This is a genomic window from Suilimivivens aceti (genome assembly GCF_025567405.1).
Lineage (GTDB): Bacteria > Bacillota > Clostridia > Lachnospirales > Lachnospiraceae > Suilimivivens > Suilimivivens aceti.
Genome location: NZ_JAOQKJ010000005.1, coordinates 215,611 through 231,484, shown reverse-complemented (window position 1 = coordinate 231,484; position 15,874 = coordinate 215,611). Strand labels below are relative to the sequence as shown.

17 protein-coding genes are annotated in these 15,874 nt (G+C 44.5%); 2 read left to right on the top strand and 15 right to left on the bottom strand.

Annotation, left to right across the window (positions count from 1 at the left end; all coding sequences use genetic code 11):
- Positions 1–22: 22 nt before the first annotated feature.
- From OCV77_RS07700 to OCV77_RS07630, 15 genes are all read right to left on the bottom strand, one after another.
- Entirely contained in the window at positions 23–1,222 is a 1,200-nt protein-coding gene (locus tag OCV77_RS07700) for a SpoIIE family protein phosphatase (protein WP_262574422.1), read from the bottom strand.
- Positions 1,223–1,361: 139 nt separating this feature from the next.
- On the bottom strand, positions 1,362–1,670 hold the full coding sequence (locus tag OCV77_RS07695) for a septum formation initiator family protein (protein ID WP_118798566.1): 309 nt from the start codon (positions 1,668–1,670) through the stop codon (positions 1,362–1,364).
- Positions 1,671–1,684: 14 nt separating this feature from the next.
- Positions 1,685–2,179 (bottom strand): spore cortex biosynthesis protein YabQ, encoded by a 495-nt coding sequence (yabQ, locus tag OCV77_RS07690; protein WP_262574420.1) that lies wholly within the window; start codon positions 2,177–2,179, stop codon positions 1,685–1,687.
- On the bottom strand, positions 2,179–2,469 hold the full coding sequence (yabP, locus tag OCV77_RS07685; protein WP_118798564.1) for a sporulation protein YabP: 291 nt from the start codon (positions 2,467–2,469) through the stop codon (positions 2,179–2,181). Before yabP ends, yabQ begins: the two co-directional genes overlap by 1 nt.
- Before the next feature lie 65 nt (positions 2,470–2,534).
- Positions 2,535–2,774, bottom strand: coding sequence for an RNA-binding S4 domain-containing protein (locus OCV77_RS07680; protein ID WP_262574418.1), 240 nt, complete (start codon positions 2,772–2,774; stop codon positions 2,535–2,537).
- Between the two features lie 77 nt (positions 2,775–2,851).
- Positions 2,852–3,127, bottom strand: a complete 276-nt coding sequence (locus OCV77_RS07675) for an HU family DNA-binding protein (RefSeq protein ID WP_118798562.1) — start codon at positions 3,125–3,127, stop codon at positions 2,852–2,854.
- 151 nt (positions 3,128–3,278) lie between these two features.
- Positions 3,279–4,697 (bottom strand): PEGA domain-containing protein, encoded by a 1,419-nt coding sequence (locus OCV77_RS07670; protein ID WP_262574416.1) that lies wholly within the window; start codon positions 4,695–4,697, stop codon positions 3,279–3,281.
- Positions 4,698–4,733: 36 nt separating this feature from the next.
- Positions 4,734–5,720, bottom strand: coding sequence for a CotS family spore coat protein (locus tag OCV77_RS07665; protein WP_118798560.1), 987 nt, complete (start codon positions 5,718–5,720; stop codon positions 4,734–4,736).
- A 57-nt stretch (positions 5,721–5,777) separates the two neighbouring features.
- Complete coding sequence (locus tag OCV77_RS07660) at positions 5,778–7,127, bottom strand: CCA tRNA nucleotidyltransferase (RefSeq protein WP_262574413.1); 1,350 nt, start codon at positions 7,125–7,127, stop codon at positions 5,778–5,780.
- Positions 7,128–7,142: 15 nt separating this feature from the next.
- The gene (proS, locus tag OCV77_RS07655) at positions 7,143–8,573 is read right to left on the bottom strand and encodes a proline--tRNA ligase (protein WP_118798608.1); all 1,431 of its coding nucleotides are present in this window, start codon (positions 8,571–8,573) and stop codon (positions 7,143–7,145) included.
- 332 nt (positions 8,574–8,905) lie between these two features.
- Positions 8,906–10,507 carry an O-antigen ligase family protein gene (locus OCV77_RS07650; protein WP_262574411.1) on the bottom strand — a complete coding sequence of 534 codons (1,602 nt, stop codon included), beginning with the start codon at positions 10,505–10,507 and terminating at the stop codon, positions 8,906–8,908.
- Positions 10,479–11,468 (bottom strand): AI-2E family transporter, encoded by a 990-nt coding sequence (locus OCV77_RS07645; RefSeq protein WP_262574410.1) that lies wholly within the window; start codon positions 11,466–11,468, stop codon positions 10,479–10,481. Before OCV77_RS07645 ends, OCV77_RS07650 begins: the two co-directional genes overlap by 29 nt.
- Positions 11,469–11,537: 69 nt before the next feature.
- The gene (locus OCV77_RS07640) at positions 11,538–12,260 is read right to left on the bottom strand and encodes an RluA family pseudouridine synthase (RefSeq protein ID WP_262574407.1); all 723 of its coding nucleotides are present in this window, start codon (positions 12,258–12,260) and stop codon (positions 11,538–11,540) included.
- Between the two features lie 32 nt (positions 12,261–12,292).
- Positions 12,293–12,982 carry a response regulator transcription factor gene (locus OCV77_RS07635; RefSeq protein WP_262574406.1) on the bottom strand — a complete coding sequence of 230 codons (690 nt, stop codon included), beginning with the start codon at positions 12,980–12,982 and terminating at the stop codon, positions 12,293–12,295.
- Positions 12,983–13,024: 42 nt separating this feature from the next.
- Positions 13,025–14,506: a sensor histidine kinase gene (locus tag OCV77_RS07630; protein WP_262574405.1), complete on the bottom strand. Its 1,482-nt coding sequence runs from the start codon at positions 14,504–14,506 to the stop codon at positions 13,025–13,027.
- A 166-nt stretch (positions 14,507–14,672) separates the two neighbouring features.
- Between OCV77_RS07630 and OCV77_RS07625 the strand changes: the two genes are divergently transcribed.
- Positions 14,673–15,068 (top strand): Fur family transcriptional regulator, encoded by a 396-nt coding sequence (locus tag OCV77_RS07625; RefSeq protein ID WP_262574402.1) that lies wholly within the window; start codon positions 14,673–14,675, stop codon positions 15,066–15,068.
- 38 nt (positions 15,069–15,106) lie between these two features.
- Positions 15,107–15,652, top strand: coding sequence for an NADH peroxidase (locus OCV77_RS07620; RefSeq protein WP_118798553.1), 546 nt, complete (start codon positions 15,107–15,109; stop codon positions 15,650–15,652).
- Positions 15,653–15,874 lie beyond the last annotated feature (222 nt).

Genomic DNA, 15,874 nt, shown 5'->3' with positions numbered 1-15,874 from the left:
ATATATATATAAAAGAAAAGACTTATTCCTCTTCTTTTTTCCAGATCCCGATCACCAGAATCGTCATATCATCACGGATACGCCCTTTGCACTGGTGAATACAGAAATTCAGGAGAGAGCCTGCTATTTCTCCAGGATTGCTGAGCTGGCAGCTCCCGATCACCTCCGGAAGTATCTCCTCCCCCATCCCCTGGGAAAGTGCATCCGTAACTCCATCAGAAAACAGGATCACATAATCTCCATCCTCCAGTTCCCGGCAGACCATATCCACATCTGGTTTCTGAAAGATCCCCATGGGAAGATTACCGGATGATATCCGTTCCACGAGCTGTCCCCTTTTAATATACGAGCAGGCACTTCCCACCTTGATAAAGCGACATTCCCCTCCGTATAGATCAATACTGCAGAGATCCAGAGTGGACATATTTGCGCTTTCCTCACGGCATACCAGTGCACTGTTGATCATGGAAATTGCTGTTTCTGCCGGGAATCCCGCCTCCAGAAACTTCTGCATCAGTTCTACAACAAGGGTACTGTCCTGACACGCTTTCTCCCCTGAGCCCATTCCATCTGAAAGGATCGCTGTCTGATTGCCCGGCTTCATTTCAAAAAAGGAATAATTATCCCCTGAAACCTTTTCTGTCTCCTTAACAGCAGTGGCCACCCCGGTCAGCACATGATATCCGGCCTCTTCCACATAATAAAAGGTCTTCCATTCTTCTGTTACAAAAAAGGGATTGTCTCCGGTACAGACCAGCCTGATATTCAACAGAACAGAAAGCAGGTCTCCCATTTCCTCTGCTGACAGCGTATTCCTTTTTTCATTCCTGAGGCAGATCGTAACCTCGCTCTTCCCTTCTTCATTTTCGATCAGGTACAGATTCTTCATCTGCACTCCGACCTCTTTCATGGCATGGGCAATCTGTTTCACTCTTCTGACGCTTAATGGTCTGCAGCTTTTCGTTTCCTGTGCTACATCTGTCATGATCTGTGCCATTTCCTGCAGATGCTCCGCCATCAGGTTTTTATTTTCAAAAAGACGCCTCTGACACAGGAAATCATTACGGTTTTCTTCCGGCAGGATCTCTCTGTTTTCTCTTGTTTCCTGAAAGCTTTCTGCCAGCTCCCGTATGGATTCTGCACAGGTCAGAAGCTTCCGCCTTCCATACTCCGGTAATATGCTTTCAAATTCATCTCTGTCATCCGCTTCCCTGTTTTTCATATGATAACGCCCCTTTCTTTCTCTCTGTAGCAGTTATCTATCTTAACAGAAAGCCTGTGCATTGTTTGTCGAAGCAGTTCCTGCCCCTTCATAACTCATCGCAAAAAAATACTGCCCATTTTTCATCTGGACAGTATCTTTAATGACTTTCATCCCGGAATATGATCTCACCTTCATTGACAAGACCCAGCTTCTCCTTGGCTACCTCTTCTGTATATCCAAGGGTTTCCGAATATTTTTCCATTTCTTCTATTTCCTGCGTACGCTCCTCTTCAGCTGCGATCTGTGCCTCCAGTTCAGCTTCCCTCTGCCTGTTATCAGCCAGCTTCGCTTTCATCTCAATTCCTCTGACAGCTACTACAACGGTAAGCATGACCACAACGATGAATACAAGAAACATACCGAACTTATTCTGCCGTCTTTTCCGGTAAGCTGCTCTTCTTGCCATCCCGCATCCTCTTTTCATTTCTTACTAAGTACTATTTTAAGCATTTTCAAAAATAACGTCAACTTCTTTTTCAGGCACCGGAAGAGCCATGACAGCCTGCCAGCCAGTACCTTACCCCCTTTTTCCCCTTGCCTTACAAGCTTCTTTACCGGCTTTGCCAGAAATCTCACGATCTTCATCAGTATTCCGCCCAAAAATGTGATCACCTGACATATTGTCCTGATTATGAATCTGCTGACCGTTTTCTTGTACACCAGCATTCCACCAAAGGCTCCGGCTACTGCAAACCATCTGAGCATTCCATTATTTTCCCTGCAGAGAACCCTGAATACCTCCAGTGCACACACAATCCAGAAAACAAGGTCTTCCAGTGACACCATGATCCCGGAATGGCGGATCAGTCTCCGTATGATCAGAAAACCATCATAAGCAGAAGTGATCACAACTCCCAGCAGAAAGGAATGGAACAAAAAGACCATCTCTCTGGTAATATCCTGACTGAGCCACATTATTTAAATAACCGGGTCAGAAGAGATTCACTTTTTGCCGTCATGGATGCCTGTTCGGAATAAGTGAAGCTGTCTATCTTTCCTTCCACATCTACCTCACCCTTATCCAGAGTCAGTCTGTTCACATGAAGTCCGCTTCCCTTCATCATCAGCATACCCTGCTCTGTTTCCAGGATCACTTCTCTTTCGTCAAAGGAAAGCACATCATTCACCCCGGTAAGATTACATGTCCTTCTTCCAAGAAGTGTCACCTTATGAGGTCTCTTGTTAATACTGTTTAAATCCTCCATCCCGTTCTCCTTTTCTCTTTCTATAAAAGATTATATTGGAGAACACTTCCGGATATTCCGGCGTTTTATAAATACCGAAACATCTCTTTGGCTTCTTCTTTTCTGACAGTTTCCTGTACACTGAGTACTTCCACACTCACATCCTTGTTACCGAAGGAAATTGTGATCTTATCCCCTGCCTTGACATCTGCTGATGCTTTTGCCGGTCTGTCATTGATCATGACGCGGCCTGCATCGCATGCCTCATTGGCTACAGTTCTGCGTTTGATCAGCCTGGATACCTTTAAATATTTATCTAATCTCATACCTGCTTATTCCTTTCCGCTATGATCCCTTTCAACGAAAAAAGGACCTGCCACAGCAGGTCCCTCACGTATCTCACTTATGCGTTGATTAAATCCTTTAATGCCTTACCAGCCTTGAACTTAGGAGCCTTAGAAGCTGCAATCTTCATTGCTGCGCCAGTCTGGGGATTTCTTCCTTCTCTTGCTGCTCTCTCAGATACTTCAAATGTACCAAAGCCAACAAGCTGAACCTTCTCACCCTTCTTTAATTCTTCTGTTACAACATCTGTGAAAGCCTTTAATGCCTTCTCAGCATCCTTCTTAGATAATCCAGCTTCATCAGCGATTGCTGCTACTAATTCTGTTTTGTTCATTTCGAACTCCTCCTCTTATTATGAGCGTTTATTTATTTTCTTGTTTCTTCCACTTGAATGAAACGTCTATATCTATATATATCTTTTTTACTACTGTTTGTCAAGAAATTTTTGGCTTTTCAGCCCCGTATTTCCTCACTTTTCTGCGGTTTCAGGCAGTGCCCTGTCTGGCAGTCGTTTCATTGCCGCTGACGGTATTTGTATTGCCGCTGACAGTACTGCCTGTCTGGTTTTTGACACTGTTTCCACTCACGGTATTTGATGCATCTGTATTCTCATTTATATTCTTTTCCAGATCAGGGAAGGAATATACAAGATCCCTGTCATCATCCGTCACCTCGATCTGATAGCTCTTCGTCTGGTAACCACTCTTCCTCAGGGAAATCGTATGCGTTCCAACGGTTTTATCATAGGTAACAGGTGAAATACCCATATACAGGTTGTCCTGATATACTTCCACATCTTCAGGTGCCTTGATCGTAACTGTATGAGCTGGCGTTTCCTCTTCCTTTGTAGAATTGCCGGAAACTGTATCTTCCTCTGCCGCCCTGCCAAGTGTCAGCTTTACTCTGGTATTTTCCCCTGTCACTTCGAAGTATTCCGAAACGGTATCATATCCATCAGCACTTGCTGTGATCTGATGGATGCCAAAGGGAAGGCGTACCGCATAGGCTGCATTGACGGTCACATCATCAATCCTGACTGTAGCTGTAGAAGGAGATATCACAAGGCTGACCTGCCCGTTTACCGGCACCTTCAGTTCAATATCCCCAAGATCAAGGACATTTTCTTCATTCCTCTTTATAGTTACCTCTCTTGTTTCATCCACATCTCCTGCTGTCAGTCTTACCTGATAGCTTCCTTCCGGCACAGTGAGGAGCATCTCCTGCGTGATCTGGCTGATCACGGCCTGTCCTACCTCGATCCATCCGCCAAGCAGTGCATCTGCATCCTTAAGGCTCAGATATCCATGCCCCTTTTCTATCACGATACTGCTGACATCATGTCCTATACCCCTGACCGTCACAGTATCCAGATTCAGGATCTCATTTATCCCGATCTCCCGTCCCTCAGAAAAGACTCTGGTCTGATTACTGATATGCAGTGTCTCGCTTCCTGTCTCCAGTGTTCCCTTACCTTCATCTATGCGGCACCTTGAAAGTCCCTCATAGCAGAAGGCATCTCCGGATATGGCAATATCTCCCGCTCTGCCAGATTCGCTGTCATAAGTCACATCCAGGATCTCTCCTGCAGAAAGCTGCTCCATGGTCAGGGGACTTTCATATTGATCCTGTACTACTGTAGCACCGGTATAGTTAAGGACTATATCATCACCTTCCGCTGTCCTGTGGATGACAAAGCTCCTATCTTCTGTATTTATGGAAATAAGGACACCTCTGCTGGCTGATGTATATGCCGGTGCTGCCGGTTCTTCTTCCTTTCCGTTTTCATAGGCACTTTCAAATGTGGACTCCTGGGCAAGACCAATGGTTCCGCAGCCCGTCAGTACCAGGCTCAGCAAAACTGCCAGATATTTTAAGACCGGTTTGTTCTCTCTGTTTTCTTTCATTCTGTAATCCCTGTTTCAATCAAATCTTCTGTTTTGTTACGATGTAAGTATACCATACTTTTCCCGGAATTTTTTCAGAAATTCTTTTTTTTCCTGTTCCTGTCTGTTTACCTTTAAAAGCTTCTCCTGATACTTCTCCGGGATCCATGCTTTACCTGAATTATAATAAAAATTGGCAATTTTCCAGAATTTTTCAGGATATGCCAGCCGGTAATAGAGCATCCTGTAATCTTCCTTTTCCAGATGTCTCTCTTTTTCATAGGAAAGAAGCAGCTCTGAGCCGGTACTAAAAGACCAGTCGCTCTTTTCCAGAAGCTTTCTCATAAACAGATAAATATCTCTCACCGGACTGTCCGGAACGCACTTTTCAAAATTGACCAGATGAAACCTGCTCCCAGACAGGATCAGATTATGATGCTGATAATCCCCATGGCAGACAACCTGTACAGATTTCTCCTGTCCCTTACAGCTCTTCCATTCTTCTGTGACTGCCAGTGCCTTTTCAAAAAAACCGGCATAGCTCTGCATCAGTGCAATCTCAAAATCGCTCTTCTGTCCTCTTGTTTTCAGGAACCGCCATATCTTCTTCAGCTCCCTGTTATGTTTTTCAAACTCTGCTTCCACATCAGACAGGGATCTATACTCTGTCAGTTCCTGACAGAGTGCACTGACCTTATGATAAGATGCCAGTGTCTGCATGGCAAGGGCACAGTCCTCCCGGTCCCTTACATTACATTCCCGGCCTTCAAACCAGGTTTTCAGGATATAAGAGGTTCCATCCACATCCTCTGTCAGAAGCTCCCCTTCCTTATTCCTGATAATGCTTTCTTTATAAGAAAAACCCTTATCTGCAAGAGCATGCAGCAGAGCATCCTGATATACACATTTCTCTCTGTAACCTGCATATTCTTTCAGGATCAGGGTTCCTATATCTGTTTCACACAGAATGGCACCACGCCCCTTACAGGTACGAAGCAACTCCAATTCATACTTTTCCAGCAAACTGACACATCTGTCATTCACAATGATTACCCCCTGACGTAAGTCATATCCTATCTTATGAGGGTAATCTGTAAAGTATTACCGGTTTCGTCTCTGCCTGGCTTCTTTCAGAAGCGTCCCTTTATCATTCAGCTCCGGTTCCTCTATCACAAGATGAAGCAGTTCCTGAAGGATAGTGCCAAGCTCTTTGCCAGGTACATATCCGGCCTCATCCATCAGATCCTTTCCGTTTACTGCCAGCGTTTTCAGTGAGACACACTGCTTTTTTTCCAGAATTTCCTGATAGATCCGTCCTACCGCCTGCAGATTTTTTTCTTTTTCTTCTATTAAAAAGGTGCTCTGCGCCTCCATATCTGCTTTTTTTACCTGGAGGAGCAGAGGAAAGGCATCCTCCCCCACGCGCCACATGGCACGGCGTACTCCTCTTTCATCTGCCGGAATATACTGATCGTGGCATCTGACAAGTTTTTTTACCATATAAACAGTATCATTATCAAACTTAAGTCTCCGGAGCACCTTCCCCGTAATCTCCTCAGAAACCTGCGGATGACCATGGAAGTGGTCAATGCCCCGTTCATCCGTCTCTCTGCAGACCGGCTTCCCCATATCATGAAACAGCATGGCAAGACGAAGCACCTTATCTGCCGGAATGACTTCCATGGCATGGATCGTGTGCATCCCTACGTTGTAAAGATGATGGGGATTATGCTGCTCTGTTTCCATGCAAAGATCAAACTCTGGCAGGATCACTGATGTGATCCCGGTTTCATAAGCTGTCAGAAGCTCTTCTGGATGCTTGGAGGTGACAAGCTTCACAAGCTCCACCTGAATCCTCTCTGCACTGATCTTCTTAAGAGTTGGTGCGAGCTCCTTGATCGCAGCTTTAGTCTTTTCTTCGATCTGGTAGCCAAGCTGCGCAGAAAACCGTACTGCCCGCATGATCCGCAGAGCATCCTCTGAAAAACGCTCTCTGGGTTCTCCGACACAACGTATCACACCATCTGCAATATCATGCATTCCACCGAAAATATCCACGAGCCCGTTCTGCTCATTATAGGCCATGGCATTGATTGTAAAATCTCTGCGGCGCAGATCTTCCTTCAGGCTTGCTGTAAAAGTCACTTCACTGGGATGTCTTCCATCCTTATAGTCCCCGTCGATCCGGTAGGTGGTGACTTCAAACCCTTCCTTATCCATCATAACGGTCACTGTTCCATGCTGGATCCCGGTATCTACCGTCCGCCGGAACAGCTCCTTGATCTCATAAGGAGACGCAGATGTAGTGATATCCCAGTCATTTGGTTTTCTTCCAAGTATCGAATCACGAATACAGCCGCCTACAGCATAAGCTTCGTAGCCGGCTTCCATAATCGTATCCAGTATCTCTTTCACCCTTTCAGGCAATTCGATCATGGTTGTATTCTGCATGATTCCTTCCTTCTTTTAGTAAGCCCTGCCCCAGTAAACCATCTTTTTGGCAGGCTTTCCACAATAAGCACATTTATCGGAGAGGCATTCCTGATGGAACGGCATACATCTGCTGGAAACGCTCATCTTTTCCTTGATCTCTTCCTCGCAGGCTCTCTCTCCACACCACATAGCCTTTACAAATCCTGATTTTTCAGCAAATAGCTTTTCAAATTCTTCTCTGTTTGTAGCTACATAGGTATGGCTTTCCAGATGCTTTCTTGCCTTTGCAAGCATATCTGCCTGTACCTGATCAAGAAGCTCACCTACTTTGCTCTCCAGCTCATCCAGTGCCACTTCGATCTTCTCGCCATTATCACGACGGCAGATCACGCACTTACCGGCCTCGATATCCTTCGGTCCGATCTCCACACGGAGCGGAATACCACGCATCTCCTGCTCGGAGAACTTCCATCCGGGACTCTTGTCAGAGTCATCTACCTTTACCTTGAAGCCCTTTAATCTGTCTCTCAGTTCATAAGCCTTGTCAAGAACACCTTCCTTTTTCTGCTGGATCGGAATGATCATAACCTGTGTCGGTGCGATCCTTGGAGGCAGCACCAGACCGGAATCATCTCCGTGTACCATGATGATCGCTCCGATAATTCTGGTAGACATTCCCCATGATGTCTGGTAAACATATTTCAGCTTGTTATCTTTATCTGTAAACTGGATGCCAAAAGCCTTTGCGAAGCCGTCCCCAAAATTGTGGCTGGTTCCTGACTGCAGCGCCTTACCATCATGCATCAGTGCCTCAATGGTATAGGTAGCCTCTGCACCTGCAAATTTCTCCTTCTCTGTCTTACGGCCCTTAACAACCGGGATTGCCAGAACCTCCTCACAGAAATCAGCATATACATTCAGCATCTGCTCGGTTCTTGCTTCTGCTTCTTCTGCTGTTGCATGAGCAGTATGGCCTTCCTGCCAGAGAAATTCTCTGGAACGCAGGAAAGGTCTTGTCTCCTTTTCCCAGCGCACCACACTGCACCACTGGTTATAAACCTTGGGAAGATCTCTGTAGGAATGGATGTCTCCCTTATAAAAATCGCAGAATAGTGTTTCGGAAGTAGGTCTGACACACATTCTCTCCTGCAAAGGAGCCAGCCCGCCATGGGTAACCCAGGCAACCTCTGGAGCAAACCCTTCCACATGATCCTTTTCCTTATTTAACAGGCTCTCCGGAATAAACATGGGCATATAGACATTCTCTACTCCGGTTGCCTTGAATCTTTCATCAAGCTGTCTCTGGATATTTTCCCAGATTGCATAACCTGCAGGCTTGATCACCATACATCCCTTTACATTGGAATAATCAATCAACTCCGCTTTCTTGACTACATCCGTATACCACTGGGCGAAATCCTCACTCATGGATGTAATCGCTTCGACTAACTTCTTCTCAGCCATTTTTTTCTCCTTTTCTCTGTGTTTTCTGCTCTGGCAGGCTGCCTGTAGCGCCTTTCTGCTTACTTTGTCAAAAAAGGGTGGTACACCTTCTTCCACCCCGATCAGGGACCGGAATCCGGCGGTACCACCCTACTTAATGCTGTAACATTCTCTTTTCATACCGTTATCGCCGGTGCTACGCTGTATTTTCATACAGAGCTCCAAGGCAGGTTCGGGATTCTTGCTCATAAAGATCTTTCAGCACCCGCTTCTTCCACCGGGGATCTTCTCTCTGAAAGGCGCCTATCCTTACTAGTCCTCTTCATCGCCACTTTTATTCAGTTGCTTTGATTTTAGGAAAATTTTTTATTTTTGTCAAGCCTGCGCTCCATGGCACGTTCCATCCCCATAAGCAGGAAAACATACGGAAAGCTGAGTACCTGTGAAAAACTGATCAGATTGTGGACCAGGTATCCGGTCACACAAGCTGCCGGAATATAAAAAGCAGGATCTTCCTTTGCCCTGTTCATACACCTTCTGATAAAAACTGCCATCATGGTATAATAAAGTATCACTCCCACGATCCCTGTATTTACCAGTGTAGTGATCAGTTCATTATGTGCATTGGTCAGTCTTGACGTTCCGAAATTTTCATAAAGATAAACGGTAAGCTCCGGGATTGAATACGCACAGGTACTGAAACAGTCAGGCCCTGCTCCAAAAAGCTTCTGTGACAATGGCAGTTCCTGAAAAATCCGGATCCCGGTGATCATAGAAGCGCCTCGTCCATTTCCCCAGTTCTCATCAAAGGTAAGGAGGCTTCCAAGTCCTGCCTGATCGATCCCCTGCAGTCTCCCTGACATATACATAATGACAGTCACCGGAAAGAAAAGTACCATAAAGCAGATGGTGCCAGGCAGAATCACCTTTAAGAGGTTTATGCCCGTCCGGCTTTCCTTCCCGCTTCGTATATGGCAGAAAAAACCAATAGCCACGGCAATCAGGCAGATCCACATCCCCTTTTCCGGATCCAGCAGCTTACTGCTCAGCTCATCCAGCTCATAATTGAACCGCCCCGGCAGACATTCACGAAGTTCACCGCTTATGATCATGCCTGCCCCCATCGTAAAGAGAAAAATGGGGATCTGCATCATATGTACTTTATTTTCCAATGTCACCATGGTAAAAAACAGGAATTCGGCTGCGATCACCAGAAAGATACTATTGCTTCCCTGACTGAATGCTGCCGTGAAAACAAGACACAGCAGTAAGATTGCCAAAAATTCTCCTATCAGCCCTTTCCTGACGTCAAAACAGGAATCCTCTGTCCTTGCACTCCAAAGAAAATACATGGCAAAGCCGATCGGGGCGATAACAGAAAAATAACCACAAAACCAGTTAATGTTACCGAGTGTGGAAATAAATTCTCCTCCTGCCATCTCCTGAAACGGCAGATATACAGAAAACCGGTTTAAAATCCCAAGCAAAAACACCAGACTGGAAGCTGTCACCGGTGCTGCATATATTTTAATAGTATCCTTCCAGAATCCCCCGATCAGGAAATAGATAAGGCAAAGAAGCAGGATCGTGGCAAATCCCATATACCAGCCTTCTGTTCCGAAAAAAGCTTCTCTCCGGTAGTCTGAAAATGCAAATGATACAAATGCTTCTGAAAGATACAGCAGAACCAGGAGGTCAACGCCTGAAACCTTTTCAAATGAAAAAAGATAGCTCCGTTCCCCACTTTTCTTTTCCCTGATCCATATCAGCAGTGTGACACCTGCCAGGGCCAGCAAAAGGATCACGGCTGCTGTTGTTACGTAAAAGAAAAAATGATACTTGGCTTCTCCCAGATCTGCATACCCATTTTTCATATAAAATGGATACAGCACAAACATGATCAGCATATATGCTGTCGCCAGCAGATTACCTGCCTTCATCACCTGTTGTTTCATCAGGAATTCCCCCGTCCTTTTCTCCAAATAGGTACTTCCAGCTTTCGCAGAGTATCACAAGCCCTATTGGCCCCTTTATCATACCAAATACGCCGAATAATTTCACCCCTGCAAATACGGAAAACAAAATCCCTACCGGCCAGATTCCAACCTTATCACCGATCAGCCTGGGTTCCAGGAATTCCCTGAGCAGCGCACAAGCCGCATACAGCAGTAAAATGATCCCTGCACTTACATATTCTTCGTGCAGGATACGGATAACTGCCAGCGGAACCAGCATAATTCCTGTTCCTATGAAAGGAAGCATATCCATAAAGCCTGTCAGTACACCATAAAAAATACTGCTCTTCATACCGACTGCAGACAATACTGCCACACACAGAGTGCCGATCAGAAGCAGTATGATCAGCTGTGCCCTTACATAGGTTTTCAGATAACGGATCACCTTTCCAGCTACTGCAAAAAGTCCTTTCAGTTCATTGACCTTACTTAAGCCCTCCACCATCTGCTCATAATCCTTCAGAATCAAGAAGACTGCGATCATGGTAATTACCAGAAAAGAAACCACCCCTGCAGCGCCCTTTACCCAGGGCAATGATCTTTCAAGATTTTCTTCAAGATATACACAACAATTCTGCAAAATCCTACTGTATTCATCCTCAAACTCTGTAAAGTTCTCCCTGAAACGACAGCAGCATTCCAGTACAGAATAACCGATCCCCATTAATACCAGAAATAAGATGCCTATCAGAACCAGCAGAAGAAAGGATGCCAGAATATTTTTCTTCATACGGAAAGGCAGTTTCCCTGCCAGCCTGTGCATCAAAGCTGAAATACAGAAGGCTGCCAGAAATGGAGAAAATAAAGGACTGATAAACCTCATAAAAAGATAAACCCCTGCTGTGATCAGTACAAAAATTATATAATTTTTCTGCTTCGCTGTAAAATCTGTCTTTTTCAAAAAACACCCACACTTTCTTTTTCTCTACAGATAGTGTGGATGTTTTCCATGAAAATATGAGATGATTATTTAAATTCCACTTCCAAAAAAGGGAAGAAAAATCTCTTCCTCCGGCATTCGCTCAAATTTCATATTTTTTCCTGTTGCAGGGTGGATAAACTGCAGACAGAATGCACAGAGTGCAACATTCTTCACCCCGATCTGCCGGCTGAACTCCTTATCTTCTTCGCTTCCATATTTGCTGTCACCAAGAAGCGGCATCCCGGCATGAGCCATCTGTACCCGTATCTGATGATGCCTGCCGGTAAACAGTTCGATCTCCATGAGCGAAATCTCTTCCTGCATCTCCAGTGCCATCAGCGTGTTCACACAGCGATAGGAAAGTCTTGCCTTTTTTGCCTGTGGAAAATCCTCTGCCACAATACGGGACATATTCGTCTTTCCATCCTTGTACAGATAATCACAGAGAGTTCCCTTTTCCTTCTCCGGTCTACCGTAAATCACGGCATAATAATATTTATGCAGCTTTCCTTCTGCGATCTGCCGGCTTAAGGAAGCAGCTGCCTCTTTTGTCTTACCGAATACAAGAATCCCCGCCACCGGTTGATCCAGTCTGTGTACCAGGCCAAGGTATGGCTCTCCCTTTCCCCTGTACTGTGGCTGACCGGAAAGATAATTCTTTAATTCACTGACCATATCCTGCTGCCCGAGCCTTGCTGTCTGGGTGGCAATCCCCGCAGGCTTGTAAGCAACCAGGATATCCCTGTCCTCATAAACAATATATTTTTTCATATGTGTTGTGCCCTAGGATATTATTTTCATTTTTATACTTTAAAGCGGTATCCAACTCCCCAGATCGTCTCAATATACTGGGGCTTTGCTGAATCATATTCAATCTTTTCACGGATCTTCTTGATGTGGACTGTAACGGTAGCAATATCTCCGATGGAATCCATATCCCAGATTTCACGGAACAGTTCTTCTTTGGTATAAACATGATTCGGATGCTCTGCCAGGAATGTGAGCAGATCAAATTCCTTACCGGTAAATGCCTTCTCCACACCATCTACAGTAACTCTTCTTGCTGTCTTGTCGATCCTAAGTCCCCGGATCTCAATGATATCATTCTGCTTCTGTCCTGATCCGACCAGTCTCTCATACCTTGCCATGTGTGCCTTAACTCTGGCTACCAGTTCACTGGGACTGAAGGGTTTTGTCATATAATCATCTGCCCCAAGTCCAAGTCCTCTGATCTTATCAATATCATCCTTCTTGGCTGATACCATGATGATCGGTATATTTTTCACTTCTCGTATCTTCTTACAGATTTCAAACCCGTCAATACCAGGCAGCATCAGATCCAGCACGATCAGATCAAAATTTTCTTCCAGGGCTGTCTTTAACCCTTCATCTCCCGTATTCTTAATAATTACCTCAAATCCACTCAGCTCCAGATAATCTTTCTCGAGATCAGCAATTGCTTCCTCATCTTCAATAATCAAGATCCTGCTCATTAAAATATCCTCCTGCTCTTCTGTTCTATGTTAGGTATTCTTCTATTCCTTTGCTTCCTGATATTTCCGAAGCACAAAATGCATACAGGTTCCTTCTCCCTCTTTGCTTGTGGCCCAGATATAACCTCCATGATCCTCTATGATCTTCTTCACAATAGAAAGACCGATGCCACTTCCTCCCTGTGCACTGTTCCTCGAAATATCAGAACGGAAAAATCTTTCAAAAATATTAGGGAGATCCTTGGATGGAATTCCTTTTCCGTTATCCTCGATCTCTACCCGGATAGAATCTACTTCATCCAGGATACGGATATCGATCTCACCCTTCCTGGAACCCATATATTTTATACTGTTTCCGATAATATTATTGATCACACGCTTCATCTGCTCCGGATCTGCTATGATCAGTGTATCAGGCGCTACCAGATTGGAATAATTCAGCTCAATATTCTTGGATTCCAGATCCAGACCCACTTCCTCCACACAGTCACCAAAATACTCTGCCACATTGATCCGGTGGAAATGATAGGGGATCCGGTTCGAATCAATACCGGAATAAACTGTCAGCTCATTGATCAGCCGGTCCATATCACAGGCTTTATTATAAATAGTTTTAATATACTTATTCACCTTTTCCGGCGTATCAGCCACTCCATCCATGATTCCTTCCACGTAACCCTTGATCGCAGTGATCGGTGTTTTCAGATCATGGGAAATATTGCTGACAAGCTCCTTATTCTGTTTCTCCGTCAGGATCTTCTCATCGGCAGACTCCTTCAGCCGCAGCCTCATATCCTCATAATTCCGGTACAGATCCCCGATCTCGCCATCATCCTTATGTGGCAGTATATATTCCAGATTGCCCTCGGCAATATTCTGCATGGCCACATTCAGTTCATTGATCGGTTCAAATACACTTCTGCTGATCCACCTGGTCAGGAACAGACTTGTAAGCACCAGAATCAACGTGATCGCCACTGCCATGTCTATAAAAAGCTTCCTTGACATGGTAGAATTAGCTTTCATAATGACAAACAGACTTCCTTCACTTCCATCAGTAAAATAAAAATCCATCTGCCGCACCAGCTTATTCATATCATCATAATAAATACTCTGTGCAGTTTCAGAATCTATATCCTCCTCATTAAATTCTGGAAGCTTGTCAAAGATCTGTGCGGATGCGAGCTGATTACCAGTATAATACAGTTCGTTCCCCTTCCGTACGATCAAATAGGAGGATTTATCTGCAATGTCATCATTAATGGCATCAAGGATATCGGTCTTTTCAAGGAGGTGCGGATCCTGCTTAAGCCCCTCACGGATCTCTACAAATATCTCATCAGACAGATGCCTCGAGGTTTCGGCAGGATCGATCCACACATTATAATTATTTACCCGCAGTCCCAGATCCTCCTGCCCTTTGGAAAGATATCCCCCAATGATCAGAAATGCTGTCAATGCAAGAATGATTGGTAATAATATAATGGTTAAAAAGGTAATCAGAAGTCTTGTTTTAAATTTCATTGCCATTCTCCCAATATTCTGTAAAAAGTATATCATAAGATACATAAAAATGATCATTAAAGATAAAGATATTATCTAAAATATTTATAAAAATCTATTGACTTTCTTTCAAAATGTGATATATTAATATCAGTAACAGTTATTGTTTTTAGAAAGAGAGTTAAATATGACCCTGAAACACAGTAGTCAGAGAGATTCTATTCTGGAATTTCTGAAAACAAGAAAAGATCATCCGACAGCAGATGTGGTATACATGAATGTCCGCAAATCTTTTCCGAATATCAGTCTTGGAACCGTTTACCGGAACCTTACACTCTTATCTGATATCGGTCAGATTGCCAAGATCCGTGTAGGAGACGGTGTAGATCATTTTGATGCAGACACTTCTCCCCATCATCACTTCGTCTGTAAAGAATGTGGTGCTGTCATAGATCTTACACTGTCCCCCCTGTCTTCTGTAGATGAAGCAGCCTCTGCCCACTTTGATGGTCAGATCGAGGGACACACCATTTACTTTTACGGTAAATGCGGAGCCTGTTGTGAAGCACAGGCAAATGGTTAGTTATCAAACAAATATTTTATACAAGAAAAGGAGAAAGAATTATGAAATTTGTATGTCAGGTATGTGGTTATGTTTATGAAGGTGAAGCAGCTCCGGAGGTATGTCCGATCTGTAAGGCTCCCGCTTCCAAGTTTACTGTAGTGAATGAAAACGAGAAGACATGGGCTGCAGAACATGTGGTAGGTGTTGCCAAGGGTGCCCCTGAAGACATCATCAAGGATCTCCGTGCTAACTTTGAAGGTGAGTGCTCCGAAGTTGGAATGTATCTCGCCATGGCAAGAGTAGCTCACAGGGAAGGCTATCCTGAAATCGGTCTTTACTGGGAGAAGGCAGCTTTTGAGGAAGCTGAGCATGCATCTAAGTTTGCTGAGCTCCTTGGAGAAGTTGTTACCGATTCCACCAAGAAGAACCTCGAAATGAGAGTAGAGGCTGAGAACGGTGCTACCGCTGGTAAGTTCGATCTTGCCAAGCGTGCAAAAGCCCTGAACCTTGACGCTATCCATGATACCGTTCATGAGATGGCTCGTGACGAGGCAAGACATGGAAAAGCATTTGAGGGTCTTCTTAAGAGATACTTTGGCTAAGCTGTAAGCCATGCAAAATGCAAAAATAACGTCCTGCAAGTTTACTTGCAAGGACGTTTATTTTTTACATTTTATACGGCGACAACCGTCCATTCATAGATGCGAAGCATCTATGAATGAGCATGGCTTATATATTTCCTGTATTTTTCTAAAAAAAACGTTGATTTCCTGATTCAATTAGGATATTCTGATAATAGAAAAGGCATTACCGGTAACGGTTGC

Coding starts and splice junctions, on each gene's coding strand:
- OCV77_RS07635 (WP_262574406.1), bottom strand. CDS start 12,982: ATGAGCAGGATCTTGATTATTGAAGATGAGGAAGCAATTGCTGATCTC.
- yabP (WP_118798564.1), bottom strand. CDS start 2,469: ATGGAGGATTTAAACAGTATTAACAAGAGACCTCATAAGGTGACACTT.
- OCV77_RS07630 (WP_262574405.1), bottom strand. CDS start 14,506: ATGAAATTTAAAACAAGACTTCTGATTACCTTTTTAACCATTATATTA.
- OCV77_RS07670 (WP_262574416.1), bottom strand. CDS start 4,697: ATGAAAGAAAACAGAGAGAACAAACCGGTCTTAAAATATCTGGCAGTT.
- yabQ (WP_262574420.1), bottom strand. CDS start 2,179: ATGTGGCTCAGTCAGGATATTACCAGAGAGATGGTCTTTTTGTTCCAT.
- OCV77_RS07675 (WP_118798562.1), bottom strand. CDS start 3,127: ATGAACAAAACAGAATTAGTAGCAGCAATCGCTGATGAAGCTGGATTA.
- OCV77_RS07700 (WP_262574422.1), bottom strand. CDS start 1,222: ATGAAAAACAGGGAAGCGGATGACAGAGATGAATTTGAAAGCATATTA.
- proS (WP_118798608.1), bottom strand. CDS start 8,573: ATGGCTGAGAAGAAGTTAGTCGAAGCGATTACATCCATGAGTGAGGAT.
- OCV77_RS07640 (WP_262574407.1), bottom strand. CDS start 12,260: ATGAAAAAATATATTGTTTATGAGGACAGGGATATCCTGGTTGCTTAC.
- OCV77_RS07650 (WP_262574411.1), bottom strand. CDS start 10,507: ATGAAACAACAGGTGATGAAGGCAGGTAATCTGCTGGCGACAGCATAT.
- OCV77_RS07625 (WP_262574402.1), top strand. CDS start 14,673: ATGACCCTGAAACACAGTAGTCAGAGAGATTCTATTCTGGAATTTCTG.
- OCV77_RS07680 (WP_262574418.1), bottom strand. CDS start 2,774: ATGAGATTAGATAAATATTTAAAGGTATCCAGGCTGATCAAACGCAGA.
- OCV77_RS07695 (WP_118798566.1), bottom strand. CDS start 1,670: ATGGCAAGAAGAGCAGCTTACCGGAAAAGACGGCAGAATAAGTTCGGT.
- OCV77_RS07660 (WP_262574413.1), bottom strand. CDS start 7,127: ATGCAGAATACAACCATGATCGAATTGCCTGAAAGGGTGAAAGAGATA.